The organism is Flavimobilis soli (genome assembly GCF_002564025.1).
In the GTDB taxonomy this organism is placed as follows: Bacteria; Actinomycetota; Actinomycetes; order Actinomycetales; family Cellulomonadaceae; genus Flavimobilis; species Flavimobilis soli.
This window is the reverse complement of the sequence record NZ_PDJH01000001.1, coordinates 2,548,501-2,565,099: the sequence shown is the minus strand read 5'-3', so window position 1 is coordinate 2,565,099 and position 16,599 is coordinate 2,548,501. Positions and strand designations below refer to the sequence as shown.

General features: G+C 73.4%; 16 protein-coding genes. 6 read left to right on the top strand and 10 right to left on the bottom strand.

The annotated features are described in order from the left end of the window. Nucleotides 1-8: 8 nt before the first annotated feature. The 6 genes from ATL41_RS11585 to ATL41_RS11560 are packed head-to-tail and all read right to left on the bottom strand — an operon-like array spanning nt 9 to nt 6,929. A complete protein-coding gene (locus ATL41_RS11585) occupies nt 9-1,154 on the bottom strand; it encodes a glycosyltransferase family A protein (protein ID WP_143556621.1) in 1,146 nt (381 codons plus the stop codon). Next, complete coding sequence (locus ATL41_RS11580; RefSeq protein ID WP_098459080.1) at nt 1,144-2,958, bottom strand: ABC transporter ATP-binding protein; 1,815 nt, start codon at nt 2,956-2,958, stop codon at nt 1,144-1,146. Before ATL41_RS11580 ends, ATL41_RS11585 begins: the two co-directional genes overlap by 11 nt. Further along, nucleotides 2,955-4,229: a glycosyltransferase gene (locus ATL41_RS11575; RefSeq protein WP_245854804.1), complete on the bottom strand. Its 1,275-nt coding sequence runs from the start codon at nt 4,227-4,229 to the stop codon at nt 2,955-2,957. The genes ATL41_RS11580 and ATL41_RS11575 overlap by 4 nt, the downstream gene beginning before the upstream one ends. Further along, entirely contained in the window at nt 4,226-5,215 is a 990-nt protein-coding gene (locus tag ATL41_RS11570) for a Gfo/Idh/MocA family protein (RefSeq protein WP_098458606.1), read from the bottom strand. Before ATL41_RS11570 ends, ATL41_RS11575 begins: the two co-directional genes overlap by 4 nt. Then, nucleotides 5,215-6,333 carry a DegT/DnrJ/EryC1/StrS family aminotransferase gene (locus tag ATL41_RS11565; protein WP_098458605.1) on the bottom strand — a complete coding sequence of 373 codons (1,119 nt, stop codon included), beginning with the start codon at nt 6,331-6,333 and terminating at the stop codon, nt 5,215-5,217. Before ATL41_RS11565 ends, ATL41_RS11570 begins: the two co-directional genes overlap by 1 nt. Next, nucleotides 6,330-6,929: an N-acetyltransferase gene (locus ATL41_RS11560; protein ID WP_098458604.1), complete on the bottom strand. Its 600-nt coding sequence runs from the start codon at nt 6,927-6,929 to the stop codon at nt 6,330-6,332. The genes ATL41_RS11565 and ATL41_RS11560 overlap by 4 nt, the downstream gene beginning before the upstream one ends. 163 nt (nt 6,930-7,092) lie before the next feature. Here ATL41_RS11560 and ATL41_RS11555 point away from each other — a divergent pair, with 163 nt between their 5' ends. The 3 genes from ATL41_RS11555 to ATL41_RS11545 all read left to right on the top strand — a co-directional run bounded on the left by ATL41_RS11555 (nt 7,093) and on the right by ATL41_RS11545 (nt 9,742). After that, nucleotides 7,093-7,770, top strand: a complete 678-nt coding sequence (locus tag ATL41_RS11555) for a glycosyltransferase family 2 protein (RefSeq protein ID WP_245854803.1) — start codon at nt 7,093-7,095, stop codon at nt 7,768-7,770. 6 nt (nt 7,771-7,776) lie between these two features. Continuing rightward, complete coding sequence (locus ATL41_RS11550) at nt 7,777-8,190, top strand: DUF2304 domain-containing protein (protein ID WP_098458602.1); 414 nt, start codon at nt 7,777-7,779, stop codon at nt 8,188-8,190. Between the two features lie 166 nt (nt 8,191-8,356). Next, the gene (locus tag ATL41_RS11545; protein WP_245854802.1) at nt 8,357-9,742 is read left to right on the top strand and encodes an LCP family protein; all 1,386 of its coding nucleotides are present in this window, start codon (nt 8,357-8,359) and stop codon (nt 9,740-9,742) included. Between the two features lie 53 nt (nt 9,743-9,795). On the opposite strand, the gene purE is transcribed toward ATL41_RS11545, so the two are convergent. Both purE and ATL41_RS11535 read right to left on the bottom strand, forming a co-directional pair. Further along, on the bottom strand, nt 9,796-10,329 hold the full coding sequence (purE, locus tag ATL41_RS11540; RefSeq protein WP_098458601.1) for a 5-(carboxyamino)imidazole ribonucleotide mutase: 534 nt from the start codon (nt 10,327-10,329) through the stop codon (nt 9,796-9,798). Nucleotides 10,330-10,366: 37 nt separating this feature from the next. Further along, nucleotides 10,367-11,569: a 5-(carboxyamino)imidazole ribonucleotide synthase gene (locus ATL41_RS11535; protein WP_245854800.1), complete on the bottom strand. Its 1,203-nt coding sequence runs from the start codon at nt 11,567-11,569 to the stop codon at nt 10,367-10,369. A 70-nt stretch (nt 11,570-11,639) separates the two neighbouring features. Between ATL41_RS11535 and ATL41_RS11530 the strand changes: the two genes are divergently transcribed. Further along, nucleotides 11,640-12,161: a GtrA family protein gene (locus tag ATL41_RS11530; RefSeq protein WP_098458599.1), complete on the top strand. Its 522-nt coding sequence runs from the start codon at nt 11,640-11,642 to the stop codon at nt 12,159-12,161. A gap of 131 nt (nt 12,162-12,292) precedes the next feature. On the opposite strand, the gene ATL41_RS11525 is transcribed toward ATL41_RS11530, so the two are convergent. Together ATL41_RS11525 and ATL41_RS11520 are read right to left on the bottom strand one after the other, a co-directional pair. Further along, a complete protein-coding gene (locus tag ATL41_RS11525; RefSeq protein ID WP_098458598.1) occupies nt 12,293-13,630 on the bottom strand; it encodes a sensor histidine kinase in 1,338 nt (445 codons plus the stop codon). A 2-nt stretch (nt 13,631-13,632) separates the two neighbouring features. Next, nucleotides 13,633-14,316, bottom strand: a complete 684-nt coding sequence (locus tag ATL41_RS11520; protein WP_098458597.1) for a response regulator transcription factor — start codon at nt 14,314-14,316, stop codon at nt 13,633-13,635. A gap of 186 nt (nt 14,317-14,502) precedes the next feature. Between ATL41_RS11520 and ATL41_RS11515 the strand changes: the two genes are divergently transcribed. Next, entirely contained in the window at nt 14,503-15,861 is a 1,359-nt protein-coding gene (locus ATL41_RS11515) for a sensor histidine kinase (protein WP_245854798.1), read from the top strand. Beyond that, nucleotides 15,858-16,577, top strand: a complete 720-nt coding sequence (locus tag ATL41_RS11510; protein ID WP_098458595.1) for a response regulator — start codon at nt 15,858-15,860, stop codon at nt 16,575-16,577. Before ATL41_RS11515 ends, ATL41_RS11510 begins: the two co-directional genes overlap by 4 nt. The last annotated feature ends 22 nt before the right edge of the window (nt 16,578-16,599 follow it).

Sequence of the window (16,599 nt, the reverse complement as noted above, 5' to 3'; positions counted from 1 at the left end):
GGTCCTTGTCACCACGGCATCCGGTAGCGGACGTACCGGCGCAACGTGCTCTCGGGGTCGAGGACGTCGGGCAGGTCGCGCGGCAGGAGCGTCGCGACGCGTCCGGCCTTCGCTCGTCGTTGCGCGGCCGCGGTGAACGCGTCGGCGAGCACGCCGTCGTCAGGCTCGACGCTCACGGACTCAGGGCCTACGAGCGTGTCGAGGGCCGCGCGGTCGGCACGCGCGAACGCGTGCACCGCCGTCAGCGCGAGGTCGAGCCATGCGCGCGCCGCAGCGCGCAGGGCGGTCGCGTCACCGTCGCGCCAGTCCTCACGGCGCGAGCGGCGCGACAGCGCCCCGAGGACGTGGATGCGCAGCACCTTCACGGCGAGCGCCCGGCGCTCGGACGGCCGCATGCGGTCGGCGAGCCCGCCGTCGCGCAGGACGCGCACGAGCAGGTCGTCGAGCGCCGCGAGCTCGTCCGCGACGGGGCGGACCACCTCGGTCACGCGGTCCTGAGCGCTCCCGCCGACGACGTACGCCGGGCCCGCCGGCACCATGTCGATGCGCGCGCCCGAGAACCACAGCGGCACGGAGAACGCGAGGTCCTCGCCCGTCGCGAGCCCCTCCGTGAACCGCAGACCGAGACGTCGCACCGTCGCCCGCCGCAGCAGGCCGAGCGGAGCGGAACGGTAGGCGAGCCGGTCGGCGACCGGGTCGAGCGGCGTCGCCGCGCGCCGCCCCGCGCGCCCGGTGCCCGGACGCACGAGCGGGTTGCGCAGCCGCTCGCCGTCCGGGCCGCGCAGCGGCGCGAGCACGACGTCGGAACCTCGCTCGCGCGCGACGTCGAGCCACGCGCGGACCGCACCGGGCTCGAGCACGTCGTCGGACCCGAGGACCGCGAAGAGCTCGGCGGAGGTGTTGTCGAGGCCGAAGTTGAACGGGCCGGCAGGGCTGCGGACGTGGTCGCTGTAGCCGAGCAGCCGCACGTGCTCGTGCTCCTCGGGCGTGAGCGCGAGGCGCTCCTCGATCGTCGTGATGCCGACGTCGTGGCACACGACGGTGACACGCACGAGGCCGTCCGAGCCTGCGAGGGCGCTCCGGACGGCCCGCTCGACCGGCCGCGCCGGGGAGTGCACCGCGATCACCACGTCGACCGCGTGGTCAGCTCTCATCGTCATCCCCCTCCATGTCCTCAGCGTCGTCGACGAGACCCGCGAGCGCCGCCTGGACCTGGAAGTCCGGCACCTGCGCGACGAGCTCGTCGAACGTGCCCCGGGCGGCGATCGTGCCGTCCGCCATGAAGCACACCTGGTCCGAGTGTCGGATGGTCGACAGGCGGTGCGCGACCGAGATGAGCGTGACCTGCCCGCGCAGGCCGGCGATCGCCGCCGAGACGCTCGCCTCCGTCTGCGTGTCGAGCGCGCTCGTCGCCTCGTCGAGGACGAGCACGAGCGGGTCGGAGTACAGGGCGCGCGCGATGCCGAGGCGCTGGCGCTGCCCGCCCGAGAGCGCCATGCCCCGGTCGCCGATGCGGGCGTCGAGGCCGCCGGCACGCGCGTCGACGACGTCGAGGAGCTGGGCGCGCGCGAGGCAGTCCCGCACCCTCTCGCGGTCGATGTCGTCGGTCCACGTGAGGGCGACGTTCTGCGCGACCGTCCCGTCGAAGAGCGACACGTCCTGCGGGACGTAGCCGACGCGGGCGCGCCACGCGCCGAGCACGTCCTCGAGCCGCTGACCGTCGACGTCGATCGAGCCTTCCGACGGCACGAGCAGGCCGAGCAGGATGTCGACGAGCGTCGACTTCCCCGCGCCCGAGACGCCCACGAGCGCGAGCGAGGAACCCATGGGCAGGTCGAGGTCGACGTCGCGCACCGCAGGCTCGGCGCTGCCCGGGTACGTGAACGCGACACCGCGCAGGCGCAGGTGCTGCGGCTCCTGCGCGAGCGGCTCGCGCCCCGTCTCCTCGGCGCGGCGCAGGTAGCCCTCGGCGGCCTCGATGTCGGTGATGACGGCCTCGACGTTGGGGATGTTCGCGGCCGTCGTCGCGATGACCGACTGGAAGCTCGTGATCGCCGGGACCATGCGGAACCCGGCGACGCCGAACATCGCGAGCGCGGCGAACGCCTGCTCGGGGCCGTCCATGAGGTACGCCGCGCCGCCGACGAGGACGAAGCCCCCGACGACCGCCGACTCGATCACGTACCGCGGCACGGCCGACAGGAACGACAGGTTCGCGCGGGCCCGGACGGTGTGGCGACGGTTGCTGCGCACGACGTCGGCGACCTCACCGGCCTTGTCGCGCAGCGTGATCTCCTTGAGCGCCCCGACCATCTCCGTCATGAGGCGCGCGACCTTGAACGAGTAGTCGCGGTTGACGAGCCCCGCCTGGATCGAGCGGCGCGACACGAACACGTACATGACCGCGCCGATGAGGCCCAGGTACACGAGCGTGATCGCGGCCGTGACGGGCTGCGCGACGACGAGGACGACGAGGACCGAGCCGAACGTCGCGCCGAGCGCGGGCAGGCCCGCGACCGGCAGCAGGAAGCCCGCGGTCGCGTTCGCGATGCCGACGTCGGCGAGCCGCACGAGCTGCGACGTCGAGCGCGACAGGCGGTCCGTCCAGGGGGCGCGGATGTACGCGTCGAAGAGCCGGTCGCCGATCTCGAGCTCGTACCTCGCGAAGCGACGCGTCGCGACCCACTGGAGCGCGACCGCGAGGATGCCCTTGACGACGATGAGGCCCGAGACGACGCCGATCACGGCGACGTTCCCGACCTCGCCGAGCAGCGGGAGCGACGCGGTGCCGCCACCGCCCGTGAGCATGGGCGTGAGCGCGAGCGCCAGGAGGCCGAGGGCCGCGACGTCGAGCAGCGACAGGCACGCGCTCGCGACCATGTACCAGGTCAGGAACCGGCGCGCGCGGCCCGGCAGGAGCGGCATGAGCCGCGCCCACGTGCGCCAGATGACCTTCACGGCGTGCTGTCCCCGTCCTGCGTCGTCCTCGCGGCCGTGGCCGCACCGTCGCGCCATCGTCGCACGTGGGCGGCGACCGCCTCACCCACGCGGGCGATGCTCGCGTTGTCGCGCGCCCACGCGGCGAGGCGCTCGCGCTGCGCGGCGCGCGCGTCGTCGTCGGTCTGCAGGACGGCGACCATCGCGTCGGCGACGGTCGCGACGTCGTGCTCGACGGCGTGGCCGAGGTCGTTCTCGCGGACGATCGGCACGGCGGGCCCGGGGCCTGCGAAGACGACGGGGGTGCCGCACGCGGCGGCGGCGAAGGTCTTGGTCGGCAGCGCCATGTCGTAGCCGACACCAGGGCGCACGCTCACGAGCGCGCCGTGGGCGGCGCCGAGCCACGCGGCGGCCTCGGCTGCGGGGACGAGCCGGCGGACGTGCACCGCGCCCGGCGCGAGCTCGGCTCCGAGGGCGGCGAGGTCGTCCCAGTCGCTGCCCTGTCCCAGGATCACGAGCTCGGCGTCCGGCACGGCGTCGCGGACCTTCGGCATCGCACGGACGAACACGTCCGCTCCCTGCCATGCCGACGTCGTGCCCGCGTAGACGAGGTAACGCCCAGGCCCGTCGTCGGGCCGGGGCAGCCCTGGCCGGAACACGTCGGTGTCGACGCCGTTGCGCACGACGACGACCTCCGGACGGCGGCGCGCAGCCGCACGCGGGCGACGCTCGACGAGCGCCTCGACCCGTTCGGCGACCTCGGGCGACACCGCGACGATCCCGGCGGCGCCCCGCATGGCCCAGCCCTCGACCACCGCGAGCAGGCGCGAGACGAGGCCCGGCGTCGTGCCGTCCCCCGCCGTCGCGTCCGACCACACGTCAGCCGCGTAGTACACGTACGGCACGCGGCGCAGCGCGCACACGACGCGCACGACCGCACCCGTCGTCGGCGGCGGCTCGCACACGGCGACGTCGGGGCGCGGCTCTGCGAGCAGCCGCACGAAGGCGGGCACGTCGAAGCTCAGGTACGGCAGGTACCCGCGGACGTAGCCGGTGCGGTCGCGCAGGACCGGCGCTCGGTCGACCTCGACGCGCGCCTCACGCAGGTCCTCGTCGACAGCGGCCGCCGCGGCGCGCAGGTCGCGCCGCGCCGACGTCGTCAGGACCGACACCCGGGCGCCCGCGCGCCCGAGGGCGCGTGCGAGCGCCTCGAGCCGGAACGACGCCGCGGCGGGCTCGGGCGCGAAGATGCGGGTGACGAGGGCGACCCGCAGGCGAGACGCCGCCGTCACAGGCGGACGGTCTCCTGGGTGACGGCCGAGCGCTCGATCGCCTCGGCGACGCGGATTGTCGCGAGGCCCTCGGTCATCGACACGGTGCGGTCCTCGAGGCCGAGCACCGCGTCACGGAAGGCCTCGGCCTCGGCGCGCAGCGGCTCGCGCTTGCCGATCGCGTACCGGATGACGTCGCCCTCGGTCACGCCGCGGAAGTTCGCCATCGAGTCCCACTCGGTCTGCACGGTGCCGTTCTCGAAGAACGTCACGTCCGCCGTCGACGTGTCCGCGATGAGCGTGCCGCGCTCGCCCGCGACGATCGTCACGCGCTCCTTCATCGGGGAGAGCCAGTTGACGGTGTGGTTGGCGTTGATGCCGCCTGCGAGGCGGCCGGTGACGAGCACCATGTCCTCGTGCTCGCGGCCCGAGCGGAACGCCGTCTGGGCGGCGACCGACTCGTAGGAGCTCTGCGTGACCCATGCGGTGAGGTCGATGTCGTGCGTCGCGAGGTCCTTGATGACGCCGACGTCGGCGATGCGTGCGGGGAAGGGTCCCTGGCGGCGCGTGGAGATCTGGTAGACCTCGCCGAGCTGGCCGTCGGCGATGCGGCGGCGCACCTCCTGGATGGCGGGGTTGAACCGCTCGATGTGGCCGACGGCGCCGATCAGGCCGGCGTCCGTGAACGCGGCGGCGAGGCGCTCGCCCGCAGCCGTGTCGACCGCGATCGGCTTCTCGACGAGCGTGTGCACGCCCGCCGCCGCGAGGGTGAGCGCGACCGGCTCGTGGAACTTGGTCGGCACGGCGACGACCGCCATGTCGATGCCCGCCGCGACGAGCGACTCGACGTCGCGGAGCACCTCGAGCGGGCCGGCGACGCGGTACGGGTCGCCACCTGGGTCCGCGACCGCGACGACGTCGACGCCGTCGATCTCGCGCAGGACGCGCACGTGGTGGCGGCCCATGGCCCCCAGGCCGATGACCCCGGCCCGCAGCGCGGCACCCATCACGCACCCGCCTTCGCGACGGCGGCGACGGCCGAGACTATGCGCTCGAGGTCGGCCTGAGTCAGGGACGGGTGGACCGGCAGGGAGACGACCTCGCGCGCGGCGCGCTCCGTCTGCGGCAGGTCGAGGTCCGGCGCGTACTTCTCCAGGCTCGCCAGGCGGTGGTTCGGGATCGGGTAGTACACGCCCGCGCCGACGTTGTGCTCGGCCTTGAGGGCCGCGACGAACGCGTCGCGCTCGACGCCCGACGCACCGTCGAGACGGATCGTGTACTGGTGGTAGACGTGCTCGGCGCCCGCGCGCACGGGCGGCGGAGTCACCCCCGCGACCTCCGCGAGACCGGCGTCGAGGAACGCGGCGTTGGCGCGGCGCTGCTCGGTCCACGCGCCGACCTTCGTCAGCTGGACCCGGCCGATCGCGGCGTGGATGTCGGTCATGCGGGTGTTGAAGCCGATGACCTCGTTCGCGTACTGCTTCTCCATGCCCTGGTTGCGCAGCAGGCGCACCTGGCGGGCGATGTCGTCGCTCGCGCACGAGACCATGCCGCCCTCGCCCGACGTCATGTTCTTCGTCGGGTAGAGGGAGAACATCGCGAACGTGCCGAACGTGCCGACCTTCTGACCGCCCAGGCTCGCGCCGTGCGCCTGCGCGGCGTCCTCGAACAGCTGCAGGTCGTGCTCGGCGGCGAGCGCCTGGAACGCGGGCGCGTCGAACGGGTGGCCGTACAGGTGCACGGGCATGATCGCCCGCGTGCGGTCGGTGATCGCCGCAGACGCCGCCGCGGGCGAGAGGTTGAACGTGTCCGGCTCGATGTCGACGAACACCGGCGTCGCACCTGTCAGCGCGACCGAGTTGCCCGTCGCGGCGAACGTGAACGACGGCACGATGACCTCGTCGCCCGGGCCGATGCCCGCAGCGAGCAGACCGAGGTGGAGCCCGGCCGTGCCCGAGCTCACCGCGACGCAGCGGCGCCCGGCGACCATCTGGTCGGCGAACTCCTGCTCGAACGCCGCAACCTCAGGTCCCTGGGCGACCATGCCCGAACGCATCACACGGTCGACCGCAGCGCGCTCCTCGTCACCGATGATCGGCTTGGCTGGTGCGATGAACTCGCTCATGCGTTCTCCACCTCTTCGAGGGTTCCGTTGTCAGTCTCTTCGTAGCGCTGCCCCGTCGCGGGGCACCGCCACCCGTCACCGTCCGCCACCAGCGGCTGACCCGCCCGGCCGACCCAGCCCACGCGACGCGCGGGCACGCCGACCATGAGCGCGTGCGCGGGCACGTCCTTGGTCACGACCGCGCCCGCGGCGACCGTCGCCCACGCACCGATCGTCACCGGCGCGACACACACCGCGCGCGCACCGATCGACGCACCCTGCTCGATCGTCACGCCGACCGCGTGCCAGTCCGACGCGTCCTTGAGCGACCCGTCCGGGTTCACAGCCCGCGGGTACGTGTCGTTCGTCAGCACCGCAGCCGGGCCGACGAACACGCCGTCGGCGAGCGACGCCGGCTCGTAGACGAGCGCGTAGTTCTGGATCTTGCAGTGGTCACCCACCTGGACGCCCGTGCCGATGTAGGCACCGCGGCCCACGATGCAGCCCTCACCGAGGACCACCTGCTCACGCACCTGCGCGAGGTGCCAGACGGACGAACCGTCTCCGATCGTGGCGTCCGGGGAGACGTCGGCGGTCTCCGCGATGCGCACACCCATGCTGTTCTCCGTCTGTCGTCGCGGCGCAGGTGCTGGTCCTGCGGGGCGGGCCGGGGCCCGCGCGGCCTGCGGCGCGCCTCGCCACCGACCTCGGCCAGAGTACCGCCCTGCTCCCGGCCGGGTGGGACGATCGTCACCCGTCCCTGGTGCAAGAATGTCCCTCATGCCCACCCCCCGGATCAGCGACGCGTGGCTCGTGGTCCCCCTCTTCAACGAGGCGAGCGTGATCGGGGACGTCGTGCGCGGGGCCCTCGAGCGCTTCGAGCACGTGGTGTGCGTCGACGACGGATCGACCGACGGCTCGGGCGACGCGGCTCGGGCGGCGGGCGCGCGCGTCCTGCACCACCCCGTGAACCTGGGTCAGGGCGCGTCGCTGCAGACGGGCATCGAGTACGCGCTCGGCGCAGGCGCGAGGTACGTCGTCACGTTCGACGCCGACGGGCAGCACCGCGTGGACGACGCCGAGGCGATGGTCGGGCTGGCCCGCCGCGAGGACGTCGCGATCGTCTTCGGATCGCGCTTCCTCGACGACCGCACGGACGCAGGGCTGCTCAAGAAGATCGTGCTCAAGGTCGCCGTGTGGTTCACGAACCAGTCGACCGGCCTGCGGCTGACCGACGCCCACAACGGCCTGCGTGTCATCCGCGCGGACGCGGCGCGCGGCGTGCACCTGCGCCAGGACCGCATGGCGCACGCGAGCGAGATCGTCCTGCACCTTGGGCGGACGGGCCTGCCGTGGCGCGAGCACCCGGTGCACGTGCTCTACACCGACTACTCGCGCGGCAAGGGTCAGTCGCTGCTCAACTCGGTCAACATCCTCGTCGACCTCGTCTTCCGGTAGGCCACCATGTGGATCCAGCTCATCCTGCTCGCCGCGATCGTCGGCGTCGCGCTGACCCTCAACCGGTCGACGGCGGACGCTCGGCACCAGGCGATCCGTCGCATCCTGCTCATGCTCTTCGTGGCGGGAGCGGCGGCGTCGGTCCTGTTCCCGCAGATCCTCACGCGCATCGCCAACCTGATCGGTGTCGGCCGTGGTGCGGACCTGCTCCTGTACGCGCTCGTGATCGCGTTCCTGAGCTTCATGGCGACGTCCTTCCGGCGGATGAACCAGCTTCAGTCGCGCATCACGGTGCTCGCCCGCGAGCTCACGCTCGCGCAGGCGCGCGCTGAGGACGCGGAGGCGCGGAACCGCGCCGCACAGGATCGTCCTGCGACGGCCGTGGACGACGAGGAGGGGCCCGCGGGCACCGTCCGCTGACGCTCGCGCCGGGCGGGGCCATCTCCACAACAACTCCACCCGATCGCTGCCCGCCGAGCCCGCGTGCCCCGAGGTGCTTCCCTAGGATCTTTCTCGTGACGTGCACCGCCAGACCTTGCCCCACGCCCGCACGCCGTCCCCGGCCGGTGCTGAACGAGGTCTGCGCATGAACGACGAGACGCGCCGCATGCCCGCGGCCGGGAGCCAGCCGCCGCCCAGCTTCACGCCCCAGAACACCCCGGGGGGCCGCCCCCGCTCGACGCAGGACGCGGTCCCTGTCGGTGGCGAGCACGCCCCCGTCTCGCACGTCCCGTCGCGCCCGACGACGCGTCGCCCCTCGGGCGAGCAGCGTCCGCCGTCGTCCGTGCCCCCGGCTCGTTCGGGTGCTCCGGCGTCGCGCCCGCCGTCGGCCCGTCCCGCTCGCGTCTCGTCGTCCCCGCACGCGGCGGTCCGGCCCGCACGCGCGACCGCGGCGTCCCCGGCCGGCCCGGGCGGGCCTGCCGGCCCCGGCGGTCGCAGCGACGCGACCGGGCCCGGCGGCGAGGGCCGCAAGCCGCGCCTGCGCCTGCGCAAACGCCGTATCATCGCGGCCGTCCTGACTCTCCTGCTCGTCCTCGTGATCGCGTGGCCCGTCGGCCTGCTCATGTGGGCGAACTCGAAGGTCGAGCACGTCGCGGCCCTTTCGGGTGCGCCGGACACCCCGGGCACGACGTACCTCCTCGCGGGCTCCGACTCGCGAGAGGACGGCGCGATCGCGTCCGACGGCACGGAGGGCGCCCGCACCGACACGATCATGCTGCTGCACGTCCCGGAGTCGGGGCCGACGGCGCTCGTCAGCCTCCCGCGCGACACGTACACCGACGTCCCCGGGCGCGGCCCCGCCAAGCTCAACGCCGCGTACGCGTGGGGCGGCCCCGAGCTGCTCGTCGCGTCGGTCGAGAAGCTCACGGGCATCACGGTCGACCACTACGTCGAGGTAGGCCTCGGCGGTGTCAAGGACCTCGTCAACGCTGTCGACGGCGTCGACCTGTGCCTCGACTACGACGTCGACGACGAGAAGTCGAACCTCAAGTGGAAGGCCGGCTGCCACACGGTCAAGGGCAAGAAGGCGCTCGCGTTCATCCGCATGCGCTACTCGGACCCGAAGGGCGACATCGGCCGCGCCGAGCGCCAGCGCCAGCTCGTCTCCGCCGTGACGAAGAAGGCCGCGAACCCGGGCACCCTCGTCAACCCGGGCAAGCAGGTCGACCTCATCGACTCCGGCCTCGGAGCGGTCCGGGCGAGCGACGGCACGGGCATCGTGAACCTCGGCAGGCTCGCGCTCGCGTTCCGCGCCGCGTCCGGCGAGGACGGCATCACCGGCACGCCGCCGATCGAGTCGCTCGACTACCGTCCCGGCGGCGTCGGCTCGACCGTCCTCCTCAAGCCCTCGGAGGCGCCCGCGTTCTTCACGGGCATCCTCGACGGAACCCTGGAGCCCGGGCGCTACGACGCCGACGGTCTGGTCAAGGAGAAGCCCGCGTCCGACGAGAAGAAGTCCGACAAGAAGTGACCTGACCGGCGGCCTCGCGCCGGGTCGGGCTCGTCAGCCTCGAGGCCCCTCGGTCACTCCTGCTCGCTGACCTCCGCGGCGTAGGCCTCGCGCAGGCGCTGCCCCTTCTCCTGGGCGACGTCGCGCAGCTCCTCCTGGAAGCCACGCAGCCGCGCGCGGAGCACTTCCGCGTCCTTGCCCTCGCCCGCGGCGAGGATGCGCGCCGCGAGCAGGCCCGCGTTGCGCGCTCCCCCGATCGACACGGTCGCGACCGGCACGCCCGCAGGCATCTGGACGATCGACAGGAGCGAGTCCATCCCGTCGAGGTACTTGAGCGGCACGGGGACGCCGACGACCGGGAGCTCGGTCACGGCGGCGAGCATGCCCGGCAGGTGGGCCGCGCCACCAGCGCCCGCGATGATGACGCGCAGCCCGCGCGCGGACGCGTCGCGGCCGTAGTCGATCATCTCGGTCGGCATGCGGTGCGCGGAGACGACGTCGACCTCGACGGGGATGTCGAGCTCGGCGAGCGCGTCGGCGGCGGCGCGCATGACCGGCCAGTCCGAGTCCGAGCCCATGACGATGCCGACGACCGGTGCTGCGCTCATTGCTGTGTCTCCTCGATCTGGGTCTGGTGAGGCGCGGTCACTCGCCGCGCAGGATCGCCGCGGCCGCGAGGGCCCGACGCCGCACGTCCGCGAGGTCGTCCCCGCTGACGTTCACGTGGCCCAGCTTGCGACCGGGGCGCACGTCCTTGCCGTACAGGTTCACGCGCACGCCTGGGTCGGCGGCGAGCACCGCGGGAAGCGCGTCCGCGAGCTCGGCGTGCGTCGAGCCGAGCACGTTCGCCATGACGGTCCACCGTGCGCGCGGAGAGGTGTCGCCGAGCGGCAGGTCGAGCACGGCGCGCAGGTGCTGCTCGAACTGGCTCGTGACCGCCCCGTCGATCGTCCAGTGGCCGGAGTTGTGGGGACGCATCGCGAGCTCGTTGACGAGCACGCGACCGTCGACCTCGAACATCTCGACCGCGAGGACGCCCGTCACGTCCAGGCCCTCGGCGATCGTCAGCGCGATCCCGCGAGCCTCCTCGGCGAGCGCGTCCGACAGGTCGGGGGCGGGCGCGACGACCTCCGCGCACACGCCGTCGCGCTGGACGGACTCGACGACGGGGTAGGTCACCGCGTCGCCCGAGGGGCGGCGCGCGACGAGCACCGCGAGCTCGCGCGTGAACGGCACCTTCTCCTCCACGAGGAGCGCGGGGCCGCCTGCGACGACGCCGTCGAACCAGTCCGTCGCCTGCTCGGCCGCAGCGACGAGGCGCACGCCCTTGCCGTCGTAGCCGCCGCGCGAGGTCTTGAGGACCGCCTGTCCGTCGTCACCGCTGTGCTCGGCGAGGAAGGCCGTGAGGGCGGCCGCGGCCTCCTCGGGGTCGCGCGGCAGCGCGGCCCACGCGGGGCACGGGACGCCGAGGGCCGTGAGGCGCTCACGCATGACGATCTTGTCCTGGGCGTGCACGAGGGCGTGCGCCCCGGGGTGCACGGGAACGCCGGAGGCGACCGTCTCGGCGAGTATCTCGCCGGGCACGTGCTCGTGCTCGAAGGTGAGGACGTCGGCGCGCGCGCGCCCGAGGGGCGCGTCCCACCCGTCCGTGCTCGTCCCTGCGACGAGCGCACGCACGGCGGCGGCGTCCGACGCCGCGCCGACGGGGGTGTCCGCGACGACCTGCCCGGCGGACGCGCCGGGCGCCTCGACGAGGACCCGCAGGTGCACGCCCAGCTCCCCGGCGGCCGGCGCCATCATCCGGGCCAGCTGGCCCCCACCCACGACTGCCACGACCGGTGTGCTCACGGGAACCCAGGGTAGACGACAGCCCGTCACGCCACCGGGCAGTCCGCAGGACGGCGTACGCTCGGTCACCATGGTGACCCGTTCCGCCGTCGTGAGCCGCCTGGCCGAGCTCTTCCGCTTCGGTTCCGTCGGCGCGGTCGCGTTCGTCGTGGACACGGGCCTGTTCAACCTGCTCATGTTCGGCCCCGGGCAGGTTCTCGGCCACAAGCCGCTGACGAGCAAGGTCGTCTCGGTCGCGGTCGCGACGCTCGTGTCGTGGCTCGGGAACCGCTACTGGACGTTCTCCGCGCGACGCCAGAAGCACCATGGTCGCGAGCTCGTGTCGTTCGTCCTGGTCAACGTCGGCGGCATGCTCATCGCTGTCGCGTGCCTCGGCGTGAGCCGCTACGTCCTGCGGCTCGACTCCCCGCTCGCGGACAACATCGCGGCCAACGTCGTCGGCCTGGTGCTCGGCATGGTCTTCCGGTACGTCGCCTACCGCACCTTCGTGTTCACGAACGTGCGCGACGACGCCGCCCCTCAGCCCGCCGCCGCACTGGCGACCGAGGTGCCGGCGCCTGCCTCGCCGACGCCCGCGCCTCCGACGCCCTGAGCACGAGGCCCTGCGCCTGACGCACGGGGCCTGACGAGCTGCGCGTGACGCACTGAGCGTGCCCGGGAGCTGGGCGGACGGGCGTCAGCGGCGTCCAGCGCGGGCGGGGCAGGGCTGGGGCGCGCTGCCGATCAGGTCGGCGGACGCCGACGACGGCTCCACCCCGACGAGACGACCGACCCCACGGGAAGGACGACCGACGGGTCGAGCGACTTCGGGACGCCTGACAGGAACAGCGAGAACACCGGCGGGCGGCGCTGCGACAGCTCGAGCCGACCGCCGTCGGCCGCCGCGAGGTCGCGGGCCAGCGCGAGGCCCAGGCCGGTGCCGGCGCCCGACGTCACCTCACGCTCGAAGATGTGCGGGGCGAGCTCGTCCGGGACGCCAGGCCCCTCGTCCGACACCTCGATCACGACAGCGCCGCTCGTGCCGCTCGCGCGCGAGCGGACCGTCGTCGTGCCGCCGCCGTGCTTGAGCGAGTTCTCCACGAGCGTCGCGAGGACCTGGGCGAGCCCGCCCGGCGTCGCGAGCACCATGGTCGCAGGGTCGACGTCGACGACGAGCTCACGGTCGAGCGCCTCGAACGTCGGGCCCCACTCCTCGACCTGCTGGTTCACGATGTCCGCGAGACGCACGGCCTCGTTGTTGCCCCCGAGCGCGCGGCGCGTGCGGGCGAGCAGGTCGTCGACGACCGTGACGAGACGCTCGACCTGCTCGAGGGAGACGCGGGCCTCCTCCTGGATCTCCTCGTTGTCGGGGGCCGCGAGCGCCATCTCCTCGATGCGCATCGTCAGTGCCGTCAGCGGGGTCCGCAGCTGGTGCGACGCGTCCGACGAGAACTGCCGCTCCACCGCGAGGCGCTGCGCGAGACGGTCCGAGCTGCGCACGAGCTCGGCGGCGACGAGGTCGATCTCCTCGACCCCGGACGGCTCGACGCGCGGCCGCACCTGGCCGGAGCCGATCTGCTCGGCCGACGCCGCGAGGTACAGCAGCGGCGCGGAGAGGCGGTTCGCCTGCCAGATCGCCACGAGGATGCTCGCGCCGAGCGCGACGACGGCCGCGACGACGACGAGCATGATGATCTGCACGGAGCGCAGGTACAGGTCCCAGTACGGGACGTACACGTAGACGAGCGTGTTGCTGCTCGAGCCGAGCGCGCCAACCATCTGGCGGCGACCCTCGACCTCCTCGCCCGCCGTGACGCGCTCGCCCGTGGGCAGCACGACCTCGATGTAGGCACCGAGGCGGCCCTCGCCGCCGACGTACGGCTCGAGGACGTCAGGGGTGACGGGGTCCTCACGGCCGAGCCGACCCTCGACCGCGCGCGCGATGTTCGTCGCGCGGATCTGCAGCTCGCGCAGCTCGTTGTCCTTGACGAGCTGTGCACCGAGGAAGGCCAGCGGGAAGCCGAGGAGGATGACCGCGACGGCCACCGCCGAGACGGTGGCCAGGATCATCCGGCGACGCAAGGTCAGTGCTCTCCGGTCTCGAAGCGGAAGCCCATGCCCCGGACGGTCGAGATGTAGCGCGGCGCGTTCGCGTCGTCGCCGAGCTTGCGGCGCAGCCACGAGACGTGCATGTCGAGGGTCTTCGTCGAGCCGACGAGCTCGGAGCCCCAGACCTCGCGCATGAGCGCGTCACGCACGACGACGGAGCCCGCGTTCGCGACGAGCACCCGCAGGAGCTCGAACTCCTTCGTCGTCAGGTGCAGCTCGTGCTCGCCCTGGAAGGCGCGGTGCGCGGAGACGTCGACACGGACGTCCTGGGCACGGAGCTCCTCGTCCGTCTCGACCTCGCCGTGCGTGCGGCGCAGGAGCGCCCGGACGCGGGCGAGCAGCTCGGCGAGCCGGAACGGCTTCGTCACGTAGTCGTCGGCGCCCGCGTCGAGGCCGACGACGAGGTCCACCTCGTCGGCGCGCGCCGTCAGGACGAGCACTGGGGTCGTCAGGCCCTGCGAGCGGATCGCGCGGGCGACGTCGAGGCCGTCCATGTCCGGCAGGCCCAGGTCGAGGACGACGAGGTCCACGCCAGGCGCAGCGTCGATGGCACCCTGCCCGGTCCCCTGCACCACCACGCTGTAACCCTCACGGGTCAGCGCACGCGCGAGAGGCTCCGCGATCGCCGGGTCGTCTTCAGCCAGCAGCACATGGGTCATTCGTTCATGTTAGGTCATGGATCGTTGAAGACCAGTCCTCGCTCGCGGAAAGAGCCCCGGTTGTCGTGCGTCTCACGGGCGTGGTGTCGCGCACGTCACGACGTGCGTCCCGGGGCGTACCACCACCGCCCGCACGTCGGCCCCCAGGATGACGCCGCGACGCGTCGCCCCACCTACGCTGGACGCGTGCCGGAGCCGACCTATTCCACGCCCTGGCGGGCAGCGCCCGCCCCGGCCCGCCCCGTGCCCTGGCACGAGCGCAACGCCCTGTGGATCGACTCGATCCTCACCCTGACCGTCCTGTTCTTCACGGTGCTCCTCTACGGAAGCTCCGGCCGCGAGCTCGTCTACAGCATCGCCCTGCTCGCACCGCTGGCCGTACGCCGCCGCTTCCCCGTCACCTCGGTCGTCCTCGTCTACCTCGCCGGCCTGCCCCTCGCGTTCTCGAACGCGTCCGTCGCACTGCCCTTCGGCGTCGTGGCCGTGCCGGTCGCGCTGTACTCCGTGACCCTCCACGGACCGCGCTGGTCCTACCTCACCGCGTTCCTGAGCGGCCTCGTCGGCTGCGCGATCCTCTCCGCGAACGCGGCGCTCCTCAGCAGCGACCCCACCGGCGAAGGCATCGTCACCGCCTTCGTCGTGATGTTCACGTCGTCGATGGTGCTCGTCACCTCGTGGGCGTTCGGGCTCATGCGCCGCTCCCGGCGCGACACGATCGCAGCGCTCGTCGACCGCGCCGACCGCCTCGAGCGGGAGCGCGACCAGCAGGCCCAGCTCGCGACCTCCGCCGAGCGCACCCGCATCGCACGCGAGATGCACGACATCGTCGCCCACTCGCTCTCCGTGATCATCGCGCAGGCCGACGGCGGCCGGTACGCGGCCGCGACGGACCCCGACGCCGCCGCGCGCACGCTCGGCACGATCGCCGAGACGGGCCGCGACGCCCTCGCCGACATGCGCCGTCTGCTCGGCGTGCTGCGGGCCGACGACCCGTCGTCGTCCGCCGGTCGCCTCGGCGGGCAGCCCGGGCTCGAACACACGGGCCCCGCCGGCACGCCCGCCCCCGACGGCGCCGAGCGCACACCGCAGCCCGCCTCGGGCGACCTCGAGACCCTCGTGGAGCAGGTCCGCGCGAGCGGCGTCGACGTGTCCTACGTCCGGATGGGCACCCCGCGCCAGCTCCCGCCCGGCGTCGGCCTGAGCGTCTACCGCGTGTGCCAGGAGTCGCTCACGAACGTGCTCAAGCACGCGGGTCCCTCTGCCTCGGTCACGGTGCTCCTGCGCTGGGACGCCACCCAGCTCACGCTCGACGTGACCGACGACGGACGCGGCGCCGCCGCCGCGAGCGACGGCGCCGGGCACGGCCTCGTCGGCATGCGCGAACGTGCCACCATGTTCGGCGGCAGCCTGTCGGCCGGGCCCAGGCCCGGAGGTGGCTTCCGCGTCCACCTCGAGCTCCCCGTCCCGCCCGTCACCGTGCGGCCAGGAGCCGCACCGGCCTATCCCGACGCCGCTGGCGTCCCGAACCCCGGGAGCACACCGTGACCGTCCCGCCCTCGACCGACGCCACCCAGGTGCGGGTCGCCCTCGTCGACGACCAGCAGCTCGTCCGGGCCGGCTTCCGCATGGTCATCGACTCGCAGCCCGACCTGCGCGTCGAGATCGAGGCGGGCGACGGCGCGCAGGCCGTGCGCCTGCTCTCCGACCACCCCGTCGACGTCGTGCTCATGGACGTGCGCATGCCCCAGCTCGACGGCCTCGCGGCGACCGCACAGCTCACCGCCGCCTGGCACGAGCGCCTTCCTGCCGACCGGCAGCCCAAGATCATCGTCCTGACCACGTTCGACCTCGACGAGTACGTCATGGAGGCGATCCGCGCAGGCGCGAGCGGCTTCCTCCTCAAGGACGCCCCGCCCGAGGAGATGCTCGCCGCGATCCGCACCGTGCACCAGGGCGACGCCGTCATCGCGCCGTCGAGCACCCGCCGGCTCCTCGAGCACATGGTCACCGCGCTCACCCCCGAGACCGCCGCAGACCCTGCCGCCGCCGACGCGGTCGCGACGCTCACCGAGCGTGAGCACGAGGTCCTCGTGCTCATGGCGCGCGGCCGCTCCAACACCGAGATCGCCAGCGAGCTGTTCGTCGCCGAGGCGACCGTCAAGACCCACGTCGGCCGCATCCTCGCCAAGCTCGGCGCTCGCGACCGCGTCCAGGCCGTCGTCGTCGCGTACGAGGCGGGCGTCGTCCGGCCAGGTACCTGACCCGTCGTACCCCCGCCGCACG

Excerpts from the sequence above, each read along its gene's own strand:
- ATL41_RS11565 (WP_098458605.1), bottom strand. The coding sequence starts at position 6,333 with ATGAGCGAGTTCATCGCACCAGCCAAGCCGATCATCGGTGACGAGGAG.
- ATL41_RS11545 (WP_245854802.1), top strand. The coding sequence starts at position 8,357 with ATGAACGACGAGACGCGCCGCATGCCCGCGGCCGGGAGCCAGCCGCCG.
- ATL41_RS11520 (WP_098458597.1), bottom strand. The coding sequence starts at position 14,316 with ATGACCCATGTGCTGCTGGCTGAAGACGACCCGGCGATCGCGGAGCCT.
- ATL41_RS11550 (WP_098458602.1), top strand. The coding sequence starts at position 7,777 with ATGTGGATCCAGCTCATCCTGCTCGCCGCGATCGTCGGCGTCGCGCTG.
- purE (WP_098458601.1), bottom strand. The coding sequence starts at position 10,329 with ATGAGCGCAGCACCGGTCGTCGGCATCGTCATGGGCTCGGACTCGGAC.
- ATL41_RS11585 (WP_143556621.1), bottom strand. The coding sequence starts at position 1,154 with ATGAGAGCTGACCACGCGGTCGACGTGGTGATCGCGGTGCACTCCCCG.
- ATL41_RS11560 (WP_098458604.1), bottom strand. The coding sequence starts at position 6,929 with ATGGGTGTGCGCATCGCGGAGACCGCCGACGTCTCCCCGGACGCCACG.
- ATL41_RS11570 (WP_098458606.1), bottom strand. The coding sequence starts at position 5,215 with ATGGGTGCCGCGCTGCGGGCCGGGGTCATCGGCCTGGGGGCCATGGGC.
- ATL41_RS11555 (WP_245854803.1), top strand. The coding sequence starts at position 7,093 with ATGCCCACCCCCCGGATCAGCGACGCGTGGCTCGTGGTCCCCCTCTTC.
- ATL41_RS11530 (WP_098458599.1), top strand. The coding sequence starts at position 11,640 with ATGGTGACCCGTTCCGCCGTCGTGAGCCGCCTGGCCGAGCTCTTCCGC.